The 19,650-nt window shown below is 60.1% G+C and carries 17 protein-coding genes and 1 tRNA gene; 13 read left to right on the plus strand and 5 right to left on the minus strand.

Annotation, left to right across the window (positions count from 1 at the left end):
- Nucleotides 1–156: 156 nt before the first annotated feature.
- Nucleotides 157–1,203 carry a phosphotransferase family protein gene (locus tag AC1Q61_RS08665; protein ID WP_042446088.1) on the minus strand — a complete coding sequence of 349 codons (1,047 nt, stop codon included), beginning with the start codon at nucleotides 1,201–1,203 and terminating at the stop codon, nucleotides 157–159.
- Nucleotides 1,200–1,832, minus strand: a complete 633-nt coding sequence (locus AC1Q61_RS08670) for a TetR/AcrR family transcriptional regulator (protein ID WP_007733365.1) — start codon at nucleotides 1,830–1,832, stop codon at nucleotides 1,200–1,202. The genes AC1Q61_RS08665 and AC1Q61_RS08670 overlap by 4 nt, the downstream gene beginning before the upstream one ends.
- 160 nt (nucleotides 1,833–1,992) lie before the next feature.
- Between AC1Q61_RS08670 and AC1Q61_RS08675 the strand changes: the two genes are divergently transcribed.
- From AC1Q61_RS08675 to AC1Q61_RS08720, 10 genes are all read left to right on the plus strand, one after another.
- Nucleotides 1,993–2,856 (plus strand): CoA transferase subunit A, encoded by an 864-nt coding sequence (locus AC1Q61_RS08675; protein ID WP_007733364.1) that lies wholly within the window; start codon nucleotides 1,993–1,995, stop codon nucleotides 2,854–2,856.
- Entirely contained in the window at nucleotides 2,853–3,611 is a 759-nt protein-coding gene (locus AC1Q61_RS08680; RefSeq protein WP_042446091.1) for a CoA-transferase subunit beta, read from the plus strand. The genes AC1Q61_RS08675 and AC1Q61_RS08680 overlap by 4 nt, the downstream gene beginning before the upstream one ends.
- Entirely contained in the window at nucleotides 3,608–4,738 is a 1,131-nt protein-coding gene (locus tag AC1Q61_RS08685) for an NAD(P)H-dependent flavin oxidoreductase (protein ID WP_042923862.1), read from the plus strand. Before AC1Q61_RS08680 ends, AC1Q61_RS08685 begins: the two co-directional genes overlap by 4 nt.
- A 1-nt stretch (nucleotide 4,739) precedes the next feature.
- A complete protein-coding gene (locus tag AC1Q61_RS08690) occupies nucleotides 4,740–5,615 on the plus strand; it encodes an SDR family NAD(P)-dependent oxidoreductase (protein WP_007733359.1) in 876 nt (291 codons plus the stop codon).
- On the plus strand, nucleotides 5,608–6,393 hold the full coding sequence (locus tag AC1Q61_RS08695; protein ID WP_202426741.1) for an SDR family oxidoreductase: 786 nt from the start codon (nucleotides 5,608–5,610) through the stop codon (nucleotides 6,391–6,393). The genes AC1Q61_RS08690 and AC1Q61_RS08695 overlap by 8 nt, the downstream gene beginning before the upstream one ends.
- 27 nt (nucleotides 6,394–6,420) lie before the next feature.
- Nucleotides 6,421–6,870, plus strand: a complete 450-nt coding sequence (locus AC1Q61_RS08700) for an FAS1-like dehydratase domain-containing protein (protein ID WP_215515984.1) — start codon at nucleotides 6,421–6,423, stop codon at nucleotides 6,868–6,870.
- Nucleotides 6,867–7,289 carry a MaoC/PaaZ C-terminal domain-containing protein gene (locus AC1Q61_RS08705; protein ID WP_030537578.1) on the plus strand — a complete coding sequence of 141 codons (423 nt, stop codon included), beginning with the start codon at nucleotides 6,867–6,869 and terminating at the stop codon, nucleotides 7,287–7,289. The genes AC1Q61_RS08700 and AC1Q61_RS08705 overlap by 4 nt, the downstream gene beginning before the upstream one ends.
- Nucleotides 7,286–8,266: an NADPH:quinone oxidoreductase family protein gene (locus AC1Q61_RS08710; RefSeq protein WP_042446103.1), complete on the plus strand. Its 981-nt coding sequence runs from the start codon at nucleotides 7,286–7,288 to the stop codon at nucleotides 8,264–8,266. Before AC1Q61_RS08705 ends, AC1Q61_RS08710 begins: the two co-directional genes overlap by 4 nt.
- Before the next feature lie 25 nt (nucleotides 8,267–8,291).
- Nucleotides 8,292–9,491 (plus strand): acyl-CoA dehydrogenase family protein, encoded by a 1,200-nt coding sequence (locus AC1Q61_RS08715; protein ID WP_030537580.1) that lies wholly within the window; start codon nucleotides 8,292–8,294, stop codon nucleotides 9,489–9,491.
- Nucleotides 9,492–9,638: 147 nt separating this feature from the next.
- A complete protein-coding gene (locus tag AC1Q61_RS08720) occupies nucleotides 9,639–11,327 on the plus strand; it encodes an FAD-dependent oxidoreductase (RefSeq protein WP_492650883.1) in 1,689 nt (562 codons plus the stop codon).
- A 118-nt stretch (nucleotides 11,328–11,445) separates the two neighbouring features.
- Here the strand turns inward: AC1Q61_RS08720 and AC1Q61_RS08725 are convergent, their stop codons facing one another.
- Complete coding sequence (locus AC1Q61_RS08725; protein WP_007733348.1) at nucleotides 11,446–13,263, minus strand: ABC transporter ATP-binding protein; 1,818 nt, start codon at nucleotides 13,261–13,263, stop codon at nucleotides 11,446–11,448.
- 106 nt (nucleotides 13,264–13,369) lie between these two features.
- Between AC1Q61_RS08725 and AC1Q61_RS08730 the strand changes: the two genes are divergently transcribed.
- Nucleotides 13,370–13,828, plus strand: a complete 459-nt coding sequence (locus AC1Q61_RS08730; RefSeq protein WP_003945320.1) for a MarR family winged helix-turn-helix transcriptional regulator — start codon at nucleotides 13,370–13,372, stop codon at nucleotides 13,826–13,828.
- Nucleotides 13,829–13,832: 4 nt separating this feature from the next.
- Here AC1Q61_RS08730 and ssb read toward each other — a convergent pair whose 3' ends face one another.
- Nucleotides 13,833–14,246 (minus strand): single-stranded DNA-binding protein, encoded by a 414-nt coding sequence (gene ssb / locus AC1Q61_RS08735; RefSeq protein WP_007733347.1) that lies wholly within the window; start codon nucleotides 14,244–14,246, stop codon nucleotides 13,833–13,835.
- A 181-nt stretch (nucleotides 14,247–14,427) separates the two neighbouring features.
- Nucleotides 14,428–16,563 (minus strand): bifunctional copper resistance protein CopD/cytochrome c oxidase assembly protein, encoded by a 2,136-nt coding sequence (locus AC1Q61_RS08740; RefSeq protein WP_007733346.1) that lies wholly within the window; start codon nucleotides 16,561–16,563, stop codon nucleotides 14,428–14,430.
- Nucleotides 16,564–16,660: 97 nt separating this feature from the next.
- On the opposite strand from AC1Q61_RS08740, the gene AC1Q61_RS08745 reads away from it, so the two are divergent.
- Nucleotides 16,661–16,733, plus strand: a tRNA-Arg gene (locus tag AC1Q61_RS08745).
- Nucleotides 16,734–17,660: 927 nt separating this feature from the next.
- On the plus strand, nucleotides 17,661–18,419 hold the full coding sequence (locus AC1Q61_RS08750; RefSeq protein WP_492650885.1) for a hypothetical protein: 759 nt from the start codon (nucleotides 17,661–17,663) through the stop codon (nucleotides 18,417–18,419).
- The last annotated feature ends 1,231 nt before the right edge of the window (nucleotides 18,420–19,650 follow it).

The raw sequence follows: 19,650 nt of genomic DNA on the forward strand, positions 1-19,650 counted from the left end.
TGCCATGTTGACATCGGGTGTGAAGAGAAAAACCTCAGGAGCATTCACAGAAGGATCACGGTGGACGTTAACGCCGCAACATGAACAGAGAAGGGCGAAATACGTTGCCCCGGAGGCATATTCCACTAGACCAGAAAGTCGCACGGAAGATTTCCGTCAAATCCGTTGGGCCATTCGCCACGCTTGTGCCGCAAGCCTGTCCGCCTGGGCGCCGAACGATTCCGCCGACCGCTCGATTTCGCCCATCGCGCCACGTAGCGTGCGGCTGTACACACCCTCGACAATGCATGCGATCTTCCACCAGTTGAACGCAATGTAGAAGTCGATATTGAAGTCCGCATCTTGTTGGGCCGCAGAGATATAGACGTCCAACAGCTCATCGCGCGACGGGAAACCTTCGATTCGAGTCGGAGCATTCTCCAATGCACAAACATCGTCATCGGGTTCGGCCCAATAGACCAACAGTTGGCCCAGGTCTGCCAAGGGGTCACCCACCGTGGCCAGTTCCCAATCCAGTATTCCGGCGATCACGCCGTCGGCGCCGACAATGCAGTTGTCAAGGCGAAAGTCACCGTGCACGACGCTGCTACTGCACTGAGGGGGAATATTTCGAGACAACTTGGCATGTGTGCGTTCGAGGTCGAGGCTATCTCGCACACGATCGCCCTTCCAGTTCCGCAACCACCGATTCAACTGACGATCGATGTAGTCCGTCCGATCGGCCAGAGCATTCCATCCGATCTCACGAGGGTCGACCGAGTGCAGGGCGGCAAGATTGCGAACCAGTTCCGCGGCCAATCCGGCTCGCGTTTCGTACGGGATTTTCGCGCGTACTACCTCCGGATCACGCAGGACTGCGCCGTCGATGAAGTCCATGACAAAGAACGGAGCACCAGTCACAGATTCGTCAATGCACTTGCCTACAACGATCGGTGACGGAACCGGCACGTTCTGCAGTCGCTCGAGGATGTCAGCTTCGCGAATTACATCATGGGCGGATGCATGCCTGATTCCGAGCGGGGGTCGACGTAGCACCCATCGAGAACCTGCCTCGTCGCTCACCGAGTAAGTCAGGTTCGAGCGTCCACCGGCGATCCGTTCGAATTCGAGCAATCCTTGCGTGGCATCGGGCAGATACTCACGGAACCACGCCGCCACCAGGGGCTCACACAAACCGTTGTCGCCCTGCGGTGCCAGGTTCACGACCTCACACCCTCACGCGCGGGACCACTTCCGACAGATGCTGATTTCAGCGGCGCATCGATGCCGTCGAGAAACACCGAAACGACGGCATCGGCGAGCTCTGAAAGACCGAACTCCTCTGTGGGGCTGAACCATCGGAGCGACAACCACACAGCGTCGCGAATCAGTCCGTAGAGAATCTCCGCCGGCAGGTCCGATCGAAACTCGCCTGCGCTCATTCCGGATTCGATAACAGCGATCCAGGCGTCCTTGGTGCTACGGGCGGCCTCACGGATGTCGTGATAGGAGTCAAGTTTCCGGAGATAGGTGCTGTTGTTCTGATAGATCTCGGAGGCGTGTGGGTGCGCCTGACTGACCTGAAACGAAGCTCGAACCAGCGAACCGAGGCGAGTACGTGGGTCACCGGCAGATTCCAGGATCGACCCGTATGCGCTCGTGAGCGCCTGAAGATATTGTGTGACAATCGTATTCGCGATTGCATCCTTCGATGGGAAGTAGTGATAAAGGCTTCCGGACAGAATTCCCACCGCATCAGCGATATCGCGAACTTTGGTGCCCGCGATCCCCTTGGTGGCGAACAGTTCTGCAGCCTGTTCGAGTATCAAGTCGTGACGATCCGACCATTCCATTCAAGTCCTCCTGACGAGTCTTCACGTGTCACCTCTGACGAGGTTGCAATTTTGACTCTATACCGCGAATCAAACGTTTGCTACAGTCGCTCCGTACCGCGTAGCAAACGTTTGATACGAGACTTTGAGCGCTCGTGAAATACCAGGAGAGGACGGACGCGTGTCGGACAAGACAATGTCGGAAGCAGATGTCGTAAGTCGACTGAGATCGGGAATGACAATCGGAATCGGCGGGTGGGGTTCGCGCCGGAAGCCGATGTCACTCATCCGAGAGATCCTCAAGTCAGAACTGACCGATCTGACCGTTGTGTCGTACGGCGGAGCTGATGTGGGGTTGTTGTGCGCAGCCGAAAAGGTTCGAAAGGTTGTGTTCGGTTTCGTCTCGCTGGACTCGATACCCCTGGACCCTCACTTCAGAGCAGCCCGACAGGCTGGTCGTATCGAGGTCAGCGAATACGACGAGGGCATGCTCCAATGGGGCCTGTACGCGGCCGGGATCCGTATGCCCTACCTGCCGACTCGCGCGGGACTCGGTTCCGACGTCCTCCGGGTGAATCCGGAACTGCAGACGATCGTCGATCCTTATGCGGGCGAATCATTGGTTGCGATGCCGGCGCTCCCCCTCGATGCCGCGCTGGTACATATGAACCGCGCGGACATGCATGGCAATGCCCAATACCTCGGGCCGGACCTGTACTTCGACGACCTGTTCTGCCTAGCTGCCGAATCGGTCTATGTCTCTTGCGAACAAGTGGTTCCCACTGCGGAGTTGACCGCGGATGCACATCCGTCGACGATTCGAATTCCCCGGTTGCTTGTATCGGGAGTCGTTCACGCTCCAGGTGGTGCGCATTTCACATCCTGCGTACCCGACTACGATCGTGACGAGGCTTTCCAACTCGAATATGCCACTGCAGCAAAAGATCCAGAAGCTTGGCAACGCTTCGTCGACCGATATCTGTCCGGCTCCGAGGCCGACTACCAGAGACTCGTCGCTGCGGAATTCGAAGGAGTGCCGGCATGAGTGACGCCACTCGGGCAGAGGTCTGCGCGATCGCGTGCGCCGAGGCGTACCGAGGCAACGGTGAAGTGATCGCGAGCGCATTCGGCGTGATACCTGCAATCGGTGTGCGATTGGCGCGTCACACTTTCGAACCCGATCTCGTTTTGTCCGACGGAGAAGCGTCAGCCGTGCGCGGCACGTGGGCCGTCGACCGAACTCCGGCAGGCGAGGTCGAATCGTGGTTGCCCTTCAACCAGATCTTCAATCTCGTCTGGAATGGCAAACGGCACATCATGATGATTCCCACGCAGCTCGATTCCTATGGGAACTGCAACATCTCCGCGATAGGTGATCATTCGCGGCCGACAGTGCAACTCTTGGGAGTCCGCGGAGCGCCGAGCAATACCGTGCATCACCCGACAAGTTACTGGGTGCCGAAACACAGTGCACGCGTTCTCACTTCACAGGTCGACATGGTTTCCGGTGTCGGAAACGACAATGCACGCAAGGCCGGACCGTCGGCCAGCCGATACCACGAGTTACGACGAGTTGTCACAAATCTCGCAGTTCTGGACTTCGAGCCGGATAGCGGACAGTTGCGTCTGGTGTCGACTCACCCCGGCGTAACCGTCGACGAAGTAGTAGCCGCAACCGGGTTCGAACTCCACCTGCCCAAAGCCGTACCCACTACTCGAACCCCCACAAGCGAGGAACTCGACCTGATTCGCAACGTCATCGATCCACGGAACCTACGTGACAAGGAAGTACCGGCATGACCGTGCCGAACTCAGGTACCGGGCCACTGCACACCCGTATCTGCGAACTCTTCGGTGTGAAGTATCCGATTGTGCAGACCGGCATGGGGTACGTCTCGGACGCCCGACTTACGGCGGCCACAACCAAAGCCGGCGGTTTGGGAATCATCGCCGGGGCGATGCTGACCTACGACGAACTCGTCAGAGCCATCGATTACGTCAAAGACCGCACCGACCAACCATTCGGCGTGAACTTGCGAGCCAACCAGGACGACATCGATCGCAGAATCAAACTTCTCATTCGATCGGGGGTCAAGATCGCCTCCTTTGCGCTCGCACCGAACCAGGCGCTGATCGGCCGACTCAAAGATGCAGGCCTTGTTGTCGTGCCGTCGATCGGAGCTCGCAGACATGCCGAGAAAGTTGCAGCGTGGGGAGTTGACGCAGTTGTCGTTCAAGGCGGCGAGGGCGGCGGACACACAGGCGCAGTCCCCACGAGTTTGCTTCTGCCACAGGTAGTCGACGCCGTCGACATCCCCGTGATCGCGGCAGGCGGATATTTCGACGGCCGAGGTCTCGTCTCAGCACTCGCCTACGGTGCAGACGGAATCGCGATGGGGACTCGCTTCATGCTCACCAGCGATTCGCCGGTGTCTCAGGCAGTCAAAGATGTCTATCTCTCGAAGTCGGTCAACGACACCGTGGTCACACTCGAGATCGACGGGGTTCCTCAGCGTGTGCTGCGCGCAGGAACGATCGATCAACTCGAATCAAGCCACGGACCGACGCGCATGTTACGTGCTGCCCGCAATGCTGTTGCTTTCCAACGTCTCTCGGGAACACCCTGGTCGAAGTTGATACGTGAAGGCCTGGAAATGCGGAAGAGCCACGAACTCGGCTGGCGGCAAGTTGTGATGGCCGCCAACGCACCGATGCTGTACCGATCCGCACTCCTCGACGGCCGCACGGATATCGGAGTCATGGCGACCGGGCAGGTCGTCGGACTGATCGACGACATCCCCAGTAGCGCAGAACTCGTCGAACGCATCATGCAGGACGCGGAGGCCGTCCTTGCTCGACTCACACCCGCACCCGAATTGGACAGTCGAGTCTTGTCAACTGAAAACGTGAAAGGAACAACGAACTGAAATGAATCAGCTGAAAGATCGAGTAATCATAGTAACCGGCGCCGGTCGTGGTTTGGGCCGGGAGCACGCCCTGCTACTTGCGGCCGAAGGCGCAAAAGTGGTTGTCGACGACACCGGCGCCGGACCGGACGGCCACGGAAACGACATCAGTATTGCGGCATCGGTCGTCGACGAAATCGTCGCGGCCGGAGGAATCGCAGTTGCCAGTGTCGCGGACGTCACGACGATCGACGGCGCGAGCGAACTCCTGGACCTCGCCCTCGAGGCATTCGGCTCGGTCGACGGCCTGGTCAACAATGCCGGCATCCTGCGTGATCGAATGTTTCTGAACATGCCCGAGGCCGATTGGGACGACGTGATCTCGGGACAACTACGCGCTACATTCGCGCCCTGCACTGTATTCGGCAACTACTGGCGCGAGCGTTCGAAGTCGGGCGAAACCGTCGCGGCGTCGATCGTGAACGTATCGAGCACCTCCGGGCTGCTCGGTGCCGTCGGTCAGAGCAACTACGGCGCCGCGAAGGCCGGGATCGCAGCGTTGACAACGATCCTCGCACAGGAGGTCGCCCGATACGGTGTGCGAGTCAACGCAATTACGCCTGTGGCCAGGACACGGATGACCGAGAACGTTCCCGGTATCAAGGAACTTGTTGCAGCACCTGACGATCCGAGTGCATTCGACACCTATCATCCAGGCAACGTCTCGCCAGTTGTGGCCTATCTGCTCACCGAGAAGTGCCCCGCCACTGGTCAGGTGTTTTACGCCAAAGGCGGCGAAGTCCGCCAGTTTCTCGGGTGGCAGTACGGAAAGACCATCGCCAGAGACTCGCGATGGACGGTGGAAGAGTTGACAGAGGCGATGAGTGAAATTGTCTGAGACGACTGCGCCGATCCCTGGTCCGGGACACGGCCTTGCTGAAGGCAAATCCGTTCTGGTGACAGCAGCAGCGGGAACTGGAATCGGATTCGCAGCGGCACAACGCTTTGCTGCCGAAGGTGCCCGACTGGCGATCAGTGACCGGCATGAGCGCAGATTGATCGCGGCCGCCGACCGCATCGAGTCCGAGTTCGGCACCCGCCCACTCACTGTTCCTTGCGATGTCACGGACAATCAGCAGATCGACGCAATGGTCGATCGGGTGGTTGCCGAGTATGGATCCATCGACGTCCTCATCAACAACGCAGGCCTCGGCGGGACGGCGAGCATTCAAAGTATGACCGACGAGCAGTGGTGTTCGGTACTCGATGTGACCCTGACGAGCACTTTCCGCACCACACGATCAGTGTTGAGAGTCATGATTCCACGAGGGTCGGGGGTGATCGTCAACAACGCGTCGGTCATCGGCTGGCGTGCGCAGGAAGGGCAGTCGCACTACGCCGCAGCGAAAGCCGGCGTCATGGCGCTCACACGATGCTCTGCCCTCGACGTGGCACCGCACGGAATCCGGGTCAACGCGGTTGCACCGAGCATCGCGATGCATCCTCACCTTGCCAAGGTGACCAGCGACGAACTGCTCGAACAGCTCAGCAAGAGTGAGGCTTTCGGTCGTGCGGCACAGCCGTGGGAGGTCGCAAACGTCATGGTCTTTCTTGCAAGCGACTACTCGTCGTACATGACGGGCGAAGTCGTTTCGGTAAGTAGCCAACATGCATAGCCACCCATGGGGTCTGAAGGAGAAGCTGTGGTCGACAAAGAGTCACTAGGTATCACGGGCACCCCGTTCCGTATGGACATCGAGCGCGGCAAGATTCGTGAGTTCGCCGTTGCCACGTATTCGAGCAATCGGAACTATGTCGAAGACGAGTTCCCGGTAGTGCCCCCGACGTTTCTCACCACGACCCTCCTCTGGCAGACAGGGGGCTCGGATCCGTGGCGGAAGGTAGAGCTCGACGGCAAACGCGGACTCCATGCCGAACAGAAGTACGAGTTCTTCGGTCCACCTCCCCGCGCAGGTACTCGTCTGAACTGCACTTCGCGGATCGTCGACATCTACACGAAGCAGGGACGGAAGGGCGGCGAGATGACTTTTGCCGTGATGACAACGGATTTCGAAGACGAACAGGGAAATCTCATTGCTCGGGCAACTATGACCGGAGTGGAAACTGCTCGACCGACTGTGGAGGAATCTTGATCAACACAGTGTCAGTCCCGACCCCGTGGGTTGTCGGTCCGGTATCCCGCACCGATTTCGTCAGGTACCAAGGTGCGTCGGGAGACATGAATCCGATTCATCACGACCAAGTTTTCGCCGAGGCGGCGGGGTACCCGAGTCCGTTTTCGGTCGGGATGTTCCAAGCTGGGCTCCTGGCCACCTTCGCCACCGATTGGCTGGGTGCAGAGAACATCCGAGCGATACGAGTTCGGTTCCTCGAACAGGTTTGGCCCGAAGACACTCTGACATGCTCAGCGCTTGTCGAACGAACCTATGCGGACGACGAAGGTGACAAGATCGACGTCGAACTCGCCTGCACGCGGCAGACCGGCGGATTGGCGGTCAAGGCGTGGGCAACCTTCGTGCGGACGCCCCTCGTACCTTCGGAGCGGCCGTGAAGGCGCACGTATGTACCCAGCTGGGGTTGCCGAATCAACTGCAGTTCACAGAAATTGACGATCCCACGCCGACACCGAACCAAGTTCTCGTCTCGGTCAAGGCGGCGGGTGTCAATTTTCCCGACGGGTTGATCGTCGCCGGAACGTATCAAACTAAACCCCCACTCCCCTTCATTCCAGGGTCGGAAGTCGCGGGTGTAGTGCACAGTGTCGGCTCGGACGTCCAAGGGGTCACCCCGGGGATGCGAGTCATGGCCTTCTGCGGCATGGGCGGATACGCGGAACTCGTGGCGGTCACCAGTGACAAGGTCTTTGTCATCCCTGATTCCATGAGTTTCTCCGACGCTGCCGGATTCGTGGTTACCTACGGAACGTCCTACCACGCACTCGTCGACCGAGCTGCGATCCAACCAGGAGAGACATTGCTCGTCCTGGGTGCCTCCGGGGGCGTCGGGCTCACCGCAATCGAGATCGGCAAAGCATTGGGTGCACGCGTGGTGGCGGCGGCGTCCTCCGAAGCGAAACTCGAGGTCTGTAAGCAACATGGAGCAGACGAGTTGATCAACTACACAACGGGCAACCTTCGCGAACGAGTCGCACAGGTCGCACCGTCCGGTGTAGACGTGGTGTACGACCCGGTCGGTGGAGATCACGCCGCTACAGCGGTGCGCGCATTATCCACCGCAGGAAGATATTTGACGGTTGGCTACGCTTCGGGGCAGATTCCGAAGATCGGCATGAATCGCCTCCTCGTCGTTGGCGGGGCGCTACATGGAGTTCTCTGGGGCGCATGGGCGAAGCGTAATCCGGAGTGCAACGCGGACAACATGCGAGCGCTCTTCGACATGTACGACGGTGGCGCTCTGTCTCCTCATGTGAACAGCATCCACCAGCTGATCAATGCTCCTACCGCACTCGAGGAAGTCATGAGTCGACGAGCGCTGGGCAAAGTCATCCTCTCAACCAACCCCGAATGACAATTCACGACAAAAGGTGCCGTCAATGGACTTAGCTCCGAGCCCCGCTGCGCGCGAAATCATCGCGCGTCTAGAAGCATTCATGGACGAACACGTCTACCCAGCTGAGTCGGTTTACTCCGAACAACTCGAGGCCGCAGGACCTCGCAGTCACGTCTTGCCACCCGTAGTCGAGTCGCTGAAGTTGGAAGCGAGACGCCAGGGCATGTGGAATCTGTTCATGCCGGCGCTCTCAGGACTGTCTCACCTCGACTACGCCCACATCGCCGAGGTGACGGGACGCTCGCCCTACATTGCCCCCGAAGCCCTCAACTGCGCGGCGCCCGATACCGGAAACATGGAGATCCTGCACCTGGTGGGAACCCGCGAGCAGAAGGAGCGATGGCTTCAACCACTGCTCGACGGCACAATGCGTTCGGGCTTCTCCATGACTGAACCCGATGTTGCGTCCTCCGATGCCCGAAACATCATGACGTCGATTGTTCGGGACGGCGACGAATACATCGTGAACGGTCGAAAATGGTGGACGACCGGTGCAGCAGACCCACGGTGCGAAATTCTGGTAGTCATGGGGAAGACGAATGCCGAGGCAGAGCCCCACAAGCAGCAATCGATGATCTTGGTGCCCGTCGCCACCGCTGGAGTCGAAATCGTACGCAGTTTACCGATATTCGGATACCACGACCAACACGGCCACTGTGAAATTCGGTTCGATAACGTTCGAGTACCGGCAACAAATATGCTTGCGTCCGAAGGAGACGGGTTCGCCATCGCACAGGCGCGCCTGGGTCCGGGCAGAATTCACCACGCCATGCGCTGTATCGGCATGGCGGAGCGCGGATTGGACTTGATGGTTCGACGTGCCCAGTCTCGTAACGCTTTTGGCGGGCCGATCTCGGATCAGGGAGTTGTCCGGACCTGGATCGCCGAATCGCGAATGGAAATCGAGCAGGCCCGCCTTCTGGTGCTGAAGACAGCATGGCTCATCGACCAGGTCGGAGCCAAGGGCGCTCAGATCGAGATCGCGGCAGTCAAAGTCATCGGTCCTCGTGTGGCGCGCAACGTCCTGAATCGATCGATCCAGTGCCACGGGGGTGGCGGTGTCACCGACGACTTCCCGATCGCGAGAATGTGGGCGAGTGCCCGGATCCTCGGTATCGCCGACGGACCAGACGAAGTGCATATCAGGAGCGTCGCACGCCACGAGTTGCGCAAGCACCGCTGACGGCGATCGGTGTTCGAGGCCCGCGAAAGCCGTTGTATTGCTGAATCATCAGCCTTCGTCCACTCGAGCGCATGGTTGACCTCGGTCAACCCCTTCGGGCTGCGGCCCGTGAAGAGAAAACCTCAACCAATTGAATAGGAGAGGCAAATGCCTCGCGCGTCAAAATCAAGGGAAGTGTCCTTCGATCACGAAGTGGACTTCCTCGTTGGCGGCAGCGGTGCCGGTGGGTTGACCGCGGCGTTGGCAGCCGCCGCCAATGGTCTGAACACCCTCGTCATCGAAAAAGCAGACGTTTATGGCGGCACCACCGCGCTGTCGGGCGGCAACATCTGGGTGCCCAACAATCCAACTCTCATCCGTGAAGGGCTCTCGGACAGCCGTGACGACGTCCGGGCGTACATGCGAGCTGTCGTTGGTGATGGAGTTCCCGAGGACAACATCGACGCGTTCGTCGACGAAGGTCCACGCGTGTTCGAGTTCCTCGAGAAGACCAGCCCGCTCATGCGATTCCAATGGTGTACGGGCTATTCGGACTATCACCCGGAGAAGCCGGGCGGTCGCCCACGTGGACGTACCATCGAACCGCTTCCTTTCGACCTGAAAATGCTCGGCACCGACGAGTCCGGTCTGCGCCCCGGCGCACTTCCGACTCCCGCCGGTCTGTACATCACATCCAAAGAGTTCGTGAAACTGAACATGGTCATGCGTACCTGGGCAGGGCGACGTGCCGCGCTGGCAACCGGGTGGCGTGCAGCGAAGAGTGTTCTGACCAGAAGGCACATGGAGACACTCGGGCAGGCCCTGGTCGGCCGTCTGCGCCTGGCGATCAAACAAGCCGGCGTTCCGCTTTGGCTGAACACTGCGATGGAATCGCTGATCACCGACGACGATGATTGCGTGGTGGGTGTGGTGGCCGAGCGCAACGGCCGCACTGTCAGAATCCGAGCTTCCAAAGGCGTACTGCTCGCCTGCGGCGGTTTCGAACAGAGCGACGAGATGCGTCGGCAGTATCTCCCGGAAAACGCCAGCGCCAACTACAGCCTCGGTTCGGTCGACAACACTGGAGACGGCATCCGCGCGGGACAACAAATCGGTGCCGCAGTTGACCTGATGGATGACGCGTGGTGGATGCCCTCGTTCAAGAGACCTGACGGGATCATGCACGGATTGGTCTCCGAACGGTCGGTTCCCCGATCGATCATCGTGAACCAGAACGGAGTTCGGTTCACCAATGAATCCGCTCCCTACGTGACATTCGTCCACAACCAGATTGCCGGGGGTCACGACCCAGCGTGGTTCATCTTCGACGCGAAGGCCAAAAGTCGCTATCAGATCGGAGCGATCATGCCGGGGCAGAAGTTCCCGAAATCCTGGTTCGACAACGAACTCCTCTACACCGGCGACACGCTCGACGAGTTGGCCGGCCGCCTCGGACTTCCGAAGAAACAATTAGCTCTCACTGTGCATCGATACAACAGGTTTGCGCACAACGGTGTAGACGAAGACTTCGAGCGTGGAAAGAGTGCGTACGACAACTACTACGGGGACCCGACATTGCCAGTCCCCTCGATGGACATGATCGACGAAGGTCCGTACTACGCGATTCGACTACGAACCGGCGATCTGGGAACGAAAGGCGGGCTCGTCTACAACAAACATGCACAGGTCATGCACAGTTCCGGTGAACCGATTGCAGGTCTCTACGCGACGGGCAACACCTCGTCCGCGGTCATGGGCAACGACTACGCCGGGGCAGGCGCGACCATCGGGCCGGCGATGGTTTTCGGATACATCGCGGCGCGCCACGCAGCTGACCGCCGACAGGACCCGCGATAGATCGGAGTCGTTCCCGTTCCCGTCGGCACGACGTACAACCACGCGGAGGTGGCCTGGACGAACATCCATGCCACCTCTGGTCGGTGCTCGGTGACTCGCCAACGCGATGGATGCACTGTCACACAGTCTGCAATTCCGCAGGCAGTTCGACCGCGTCGCTACCCGAAGCCGCAAGCAGCTGCGCGTACCGCCCGCCTTGCTTCACCAGTTCGTCGTGGGTGCCCTTTTCCACAACCACGCCCTGGTCGAGGACCGCGATGAGATCCGCATCTCGAACCGTGGAGAGTCGGTGCGCCACAACAAGAGTGGTGCGTCCGACCATCAGCTCGTCGAGCGCGTCCTGCAACGCACGTTCAGTGCGATTGTCCAAGGCGCTCGTCGCCTCGTCGAGGACGAGGATCGGCGGATTCCGCAGGACTGTGCGCGCGATCGCTATGCGCTGTTTCTCACCGCCGGAGAATCGGTAGCCGCGCTCGCCGACCATGGTGTCGTACCCGTCGTCGAGACCGGAAATGAACTCGTGGATCTGCGCGATGCGCGCTGCCTGCTCGATCTCGGCGTCCGTGGCGTCGGGTTTCGCGAACCGAAGGTTCTCACGAATCGTCGTGTGGAAGAGATACGTCTCCTGCGACACCACACCTACCAGGTCGGAGACCGTCGCCAGATCGAGGTCCCGCAGATCGACGTCGTCGATTCTCACCGATCCCGCAGTCGGGTCGTACAGACGTGCGGCCAAGTATCCGAGAGTGGTCTTGCCCGAACCCGTGGAGCCGACAAGCGCCAAGGTTCCGCCGGCCGGGACCGTGAGGTCGATGTTGTCGAGGGTCTTGCTGTCGGTTCCTGGATACGAGAAGTCGACGTGGTCGAACCGAAGTTCGCCGGACATCTTGGTGCGGTCGAAGCTCTTCGACTCTTCCGGATCCGCGATGTCGATCGGCAGATCCAGGTACTCGAACACGCGACTGAACAGTGCCATCGAGCTCTGCACCTCGACGCCCGTGTTGAGCAGCATCATGGTGGGGCGGAACAATTGTGTTTGCAGCGTGGTGAATGCGACGAGGGTGCCGACGGTGATGGTGTTGCCGTGATCGAGAGTGAAACCGGCAAACCAGTAGACCAGTGCAGGCATGGCTGCGAAGGTGATCGACATGGTCGCCATGCGCCACTTGCCGGCCATCATGGCTCGGAGTTCGACGTCTGCGACTTCCGCTGAACGCTCGGTGAATCGATCCGTCAGAGCCGACTTCGCGCCGGTCGTCTTGCCGAGGAGAATGCCACTGACGGAGAGAGATTCCTCCACCTGGACCGACAGATCACTGAGTAGCTTCTGCCGCTTACCAGAGATCTTGCGGCGCTCGTCACCGATCTTGCGTGCGATACGGATGAACACCGGCAAGATCGCCAGCGAGAAGATGGCAAGCCGCCAATCCAGAAGGAACAGAGCAACAATGGTGGCTGCCACGGTCGTTGCATTCTGCGCGATGGATGTTGCCGTGTTGGTGACCACCGACTGCATACCGCCGATGTCGTTGGCAATACGCGACTGAACTTCTCCGGTTCGGGTTCGAGCGAAGAATCCGAGCGACTGATTCTGCAGATGCGAGTAGACCCGCACGCGCAGTTGGTGCATCAGTTTCTGGCCGATGCTGTTGGACATCCAGGTCTGTGCCACGCCGAGACAGCTCGTGATCACGGCAATGGCGATCATGCCGATGGCCAGAACGCTCACGAGTCCGAGGTTCTTGTCCGGGATCGCCTTGTCGAGCATTTCGCGTAGGAGCAGCGGGCTGCCCAGCGCCACGATCGCGCTGAGTGTGATGACCGCGGTGACGATGGCGATCTGAGTTCGATACGGCGCGAACAGTCCGAGTACGCGTTTTGCCGGTACGGATTCCGCCGGAGTGATCTCGACAGCGGATCGTTCGATGTTTCGCATGTGATCTGGTTTCACGTTCTACCTCCTGGAGGCTTTCTCACCCTAGTTTCATATTGATGAGGTTACCTCACTATGAGGCTGACACCAACAACGCTAGACTGACGCCATGCATTCCCGAGAGCGCGAACTCACCGACGTCGTGATGTCCGTGGCACGGCTCATCCGCCGACGTCAGGTGGCAGCGCTGGAACCATTCGGTCTCTCGCCGTCGCAAAGCCGAGCGCTGCGAGTACTGACCCGAGTGGGCGAGCCGGTTCGACTCGGGTTTCTTGCCGAGCGATTGCGCATCGTTCCGCGGTCGGCGACCGACGTCGTGGATTCCCTCGAAGAGGCCGGATGGGTGCGCCGCACTCCCGATCCGAACGATCGGCGAGCCGTGTTACTCGAGCTCACCGACGCCGGCGCTACCCTCGCTGCCGACGTCGCAAAAGCTCAACGACGCGAATCTTCGGATGTGTTCGACGACCTCGACGAATCGGAGCGAGCAACTCTCACCGAACTTCTCGAGCGAGTGGACGCGGGGCACGACTCGCGGCCCCGCGACTGCCCGAAACCTTCGGTCTGAGTCCTCACGCAGCGACGGTGTCGACTGCGTCCTCGACATTCTCCGCCGACGTCGGCTTACTCTGACGCTCGATCTTCGAGATGCAACGAGCAAGGTCCGCGCCTACCGCAGTCGCCCGTAGCTCGAGATCGGAACGAGGCACACCCTCTTTGGTCGTGTACTCGTTGGTGCGCAACTCCCCCGCCACCATGACCGGATCACCCTTCATGATGGATGCGCCGACGCCGGTGACCAACCGCCGCCAGCAACTCACCGTGAGATAGAGGGTCGCTCCGTCCGTCCACTCTCCGGTCACCGCGTCTTTGCGACGCGTGTTGCTCGCCATCCGAAAGCTCAGCACCTCTTCGCCATTGGTGGTCTGCCGCTTCACCGGATTGGTGATGACGGTTCCGACAACCGTTGCATGCGTTTCGTACATGTCCGATCCCCCTTCGAACTCCAGAACCCGCCAACTGCCGCGGGGCCGATCACTGCGTCGGCAGTTTCGATTGTGGAACGGCAAACGCCTGGCTCGGGATTTCGATTTCCACCTGTGCATCGGCGGGACAGCTGTGGAGAAACAACACTGCCCGAGCCAAACGGCCCGGGCAGTGTCGGAGCTAAGTGCTAGTGGAGGATTCGTCGGATTTCTTCTCGCTGGGTGTCTCGTCCGCAGAGTCCTCGCTTGCAGTCTCCGCGTCAGCAGCCTCACGCGGTTTCCACCCCTCGCGGTCCCGCCTGGCCAATTCGGCGAACATGGCGTTGTGAGCAGCGAGGTCGGCGTCGTGGTCGCGCTCGGCCGCACGGTCGGTTCGGCGCGCTGTCCTGCCATCGCTGCGCGACCACTGAACCAGTAGCGCGAGCATGACCACCATGAGCGGGATCTCGCCGGTCGCCCACGCGATGCTGCCGCCCAGCTGCTGATCGCCGATCAGGTCGTTGTTCCAGCCGAGGCCGAGCGAACGGAAGTACGCGCCGCCCATGACGGCGGTGGTGCTCATCAATGCCACGCCGAAGAAGGCGTGGAACGGAAGTGAGCCGAAGACCATTGCCAGCTTGGTCACTGGCTGCAATTGACGTGGTGACGGGTCGATTCCGATCGCCACCCAATAGAAGAGATAGCCGCTGAGGATGAAGTGCAGGTTCATCAGCAGGTGAGCGCTGTGCGAGTCGACCGTCGCACCGTAGATTCCGCCGAGATACAGCGCGTAGAAACCGCCGACGAAGAGAACTGCCGCCACGATCGGGTGAGTGATGAATCGCGAGAACGGGCTGTGCAGCGCGGTCAGAATCCACTCGCGAATGCCGGGCACGCCGTCCTTGCCTGCCGGATCCAGGGCCCGCAGAGCCAAAGTGATCGGCGCACCCAGAACCAGCAGGACTGGTCCCAACATCGACAGCGCCATGTGCGCACCCATGTGAACGCTGAAGACTGCCGGTGCGTATTTGCCGACGCCCGACGACGTGGCGATCAGGAGCACCGCACAACCGCTCATCCAGGCGATGGTTCGGCCGACAGGCCAGGAATCCCCACGCTTGGCCAGCTTGCGAAGGCCGATGCCGTACAGAATCGCCGCAGCAACGGCGGCGGTGCCGAACATGAGGTCGAATCGCCAGTCCGTCACGAAGGCCATGAACGACGGCGGGTCCGGAAGGTTGTAACCGAGTTCGACCTCGGGAATCGAGGGAATCGACAGCGGAGGGGGCGGCGGGGTACGACCGAGGCCGATCGCGAGGCCGATGGTTGCCGCCATCACGATGCCTTCAGCGCCGGCAAATCGAATCAGGGCAGAGCGACTCTTCGGATTCTCCGCCAGCGCCGGTAGCGCCCGACTCCGCTGAGCCCAACCGAAGAACCCGAGGATGATCAGTGCAACTGTTTTCGCGACGATCAATCGTCCATACGTCGTGGTGAATACGTCGTCGAGAGGCAGACGGACAATCGCGTTGATGACGCCGCTGAATCCCATGACGACGAAGCAGATGGATGCGACCGTCGAAAAGCGTCGGGCTGCTACGTCGGTGTAATCGCCGCCGCGCCGCGCGTGTGCCAGTAGCGCGAACAAGCCGCCGGCCCAGAGCGAAGCCGCCACGAGGTGCAGGATCAGGCTGTTGGTAGCGATGTCATGCGACCCGCCCGAAGACGAGTGACCGGTGAGAGCGAGCGGCATCAGTCCGAGAAGACCGACCAGCAGCAGTAGCGGGGTCCACCACCAGCGCAGTGTCAGTCGGGCCAGGATCGCCAGAACAACCGCGATGATCGCCGTCCAACGCCAAGCGCCGGCGATCTCGACCTGATCGAGTCCCGACCACAGGTTCGCCGGTTTGATCGCTTCGGCAAACGGCTGACCCGACGTGTCAGAGAGCGTCAGAGGCACCATCATGAACGAACAGATCGCCCACACGATCGCGGCGTGCGATGCAGTTCGGACTGCCCGATAGCCGTCGACGTCGAGGACGCCCGACTTCTGCGGCGGCACGAAGAACGCGGCCAGCAGCAGTGACCCGATCGCGATGACCGCGGCGATCTCCCCCAGTGCCCGCATCGCGGGCAGGCCGTACGTGGTGATCGGGCCTGGATCCGGAATACCCAGAAGAGTCAGTGCCTGCGACGCGGAGAATCCCACCACGATGGCTGCAGTGAGCCCTGCGATGAGTCCGCTGACCACGAATATCGCGGTCGAAGAAGCGGGTGCACCGCTGTGCTGTGTGGACTCCGGTGGGGAATCTGTCGGCGCGAGGTCGGGTGTAGCCATACGTCAAGGGTAGGACCTTCGCGAACCGACTACGACAACGCGTCGGAGTTGGGCGGCGCGCGTCACATCCCGAACCCTCGAGTATGATGTTCCACGCGCCTCCGTAGCTCAGGGGATAGAGCAAGAGCCTTCTAATCTCTTGGTCGCAGGTTCGAATCCTGCCGGGGGCACTTTTGTATCGTTTTCCCAGGAACGAATACCCTCTACACCTGCACGTACGAAGCCATGACCGACGCGGCATTCCTGCGTTATCCCACTCAATCCCGACCAAAGTGTTGAGTAAGTGTTGTTGTGCGGTTCTCAGGTGAGTCCAGTGGACACACCATAAGTTGGGCGCCGAATCCCGGCTTGTCATCGACAATCTTGCTGTCCAGCGGCGGAGCGAATTGGTACGGAAGACGAGTTCTGGAAAGCCCTGCAATGCTTCTGTCACACCCGGAACTCCAAAGGGAACCAGGCTATTTGGGCCCACATCAGTAATGGGCCTCTCAGATTCAAGCTCGGGCGCCAGCACGTCTGGCGCAAGAGTGTCGTACTCGCGTGGGCGCCGAACAGGAACCCCCGTGGTGTCAAGCGCGGCACCCGACCCTCCCCTGAAGTTTGGGCGCAGCGTTCGTTCGAATGGTGGAACTCTGTACGATCCGCACGCTAATCGGTAGATCGCGAATTACTTTCGTTGAGTCGGACGCTGCGGTGGCCGATCAAACGCACGTCGCGATTCGTCATTTCGCCCTGCATTGATCCACCGGCCTCGACCTGGCCGGTCGCCCAGTGGGTCATCCTGGGTGCACGTGTTCCCGACAGCTCAGGTGCGCCGACCTGCCGGAGTGCACGCGGGGGCCACCCCGGCAGGCGACCCCACTACAAGGGGCAGCCACAAGGCAGCTCGTTCTCACTCGCTGAGAAATCACAAGTGCCGATTCACACAAACCTTGATCGTAATTCGCGCGGGAAACCGAAATACGTTACTTGCCAGCCTTTTTCCTTGGACAACCTTGGGCAATCGTTCCCCATCCTCAACATTCACAAACCGGACAGTCTGTGCTAATTTTTACAGACCTTCACCCCCGTTTTACCCTCCGAGAGGTTCATCACGCATGTCTAAAGCCACCCGCCGCGCCGGAATCGTTGCCGCACTTGTCGGCTCCGCTGCATTGATTGCACCGGCTTTCGCGGGCGCAGCACCCACTGGTTCACTCGGTTCCGCAGAGCCGGAAGCGGGCTTCACCTGCTCCACAACGTCTACCGAAACCACCGCGAACGGCTGGGGAATCCCGTTCACCGACGAGAAGGACCAGATCGCCTCCTACGCGGCCGATAATGTCTTCGACAAGGACGGCTCACTCAAACTCGAAGTCACCGACGTCAACGACCGCTCGGTGTCGTACCACGCGGCTGGAAGCATCAAGCTCGCCGACGCGGCTGCCAAGGAAATCGGGTTCTCCGAGCGCGCCGTAACCACCAGCGCCGCGTTCCAGCTGCGTTTGACCGGTACCACGAATCCGAAAGACAACGGTTTCACCACTCTGGTGTGGGTGCCGAGCCAGAACGACGCGCCTGTCACGGACGTTGCGGTCAAGCACGAGAACATCCAGGACGGACTCTGGTGGAGCACCCATACCATCGGCGGTGCAGTAAAGGGCGAGCCCACCTCACTCGATGCCATCGTGGCAGCCAACCCCGGCGCGAAGGTCGAGCACTACGGTGTGAGCGTCGGCACCGGCTCGGCGGCCTCGAGCGTCTTCGTCGACGCGGTGAAGTTCAACGGCTGCACCACCAACTTCGCCAAGAAGGATCCGAAGCCCGAGACAGGCACCGGTTCGCTCGGTTCACTCGGCGACATCTTCGGCAGCTAGCAGCAACAGTTCTACTGCGGATGACGAAAGCCCCCCACCCTCATTGCGAGGTTGGGGGGCTTCCCTATCGAGACATCGCAAGGAAAGACAGGACTTTCGTCGCACAATCCGCGCACCAAAATCCATAGGCCAACACACCGGTTTACCGGACAATGAAACGATGGCTCACCTTGCGCAGGACCGTGTCGATGCTTCAACCTGAAACAGTAGACACCGCGATCCTCGCCATCTTCATCGGAACGGCCATTTCGGCAGTCACTGCGAGCGTCATGCCATGGGCATTCGGAAGGGTGCCACGAACCAAGTCGACGACATATGACAATTACCGACGAGTTTTCGGATTGCTTGCCGCCGTGCCTATGCCGTGGTTTCGCTCCGCGTTCTGCGCAGCATCAGTACCTGGAATATTTCTGATTCCGATAAAGCCCCTGAATGGATGGCCCCGATGGAGTAAGGCGCTCATTGGGGCGGCCATCGGGGCTGCATCTATGATCGCCGTCAGCGCTTTCCTTCAAGGAGTGCCGCTTCCCGTGACAGCGGTCGTATCGCTTCTCGCTGCGGCACTGTTCGCATCATCGGCGGTTAAGTTGACGGCCGGCGAACGAGATGCAGGGCAATTGATCGCTTGGACCGCTGCTGGCCATGCCTTGTTTTTCATCTTGATCGGCACTAGCAATACATCAGACTCATTTGAACACTTGTGGAAGTACGGGATCGCCACACCCGTGACGATAATTCTGATTTACATGGCCGTGTCGACTGGTAAAACATGGGTGTCAGTTGTACTGCTCGCAACCCTGGGCGTCACCAGCATGTCTCTAGGGTTCCGGTCCCACGCACTCGTCTGCCTGATTTCTGTGGTCATGCTGATAGCGAAGGGTCCATCAAGCCGTCCCAGATGGGCTAAGATTGGGGTCGCACTAGTCGGCATCTATGCTTTGGCGGTGCTCCTGCCGAATGCTATTTCGTCTGGCACTTTCGGAGCTGACGTACAGGCTCGGACCATTGCTCAGGAACAAGTTTCCGACGCGCCATCCTTTCTCGCAGGCCGGGTCGAGCCCCCATTCTCAATCGCGGCCATCTCAGAGAAGCCGCTAATAGGGTGGGGCAATCTGAACAAGATTGACCGCGCCACCGAAGCGTCGGGCGTCCAAATCGCCAAAGACCTCGGAATGGCAAACCCCGACTCGTACCGAAAGATCTGGATTCGAGACGGGGGGCAAGTCTCCCT

It is taken from the genome of Rhodococcus sp. MPR-R1B (genome assembly GCF_058793255.1).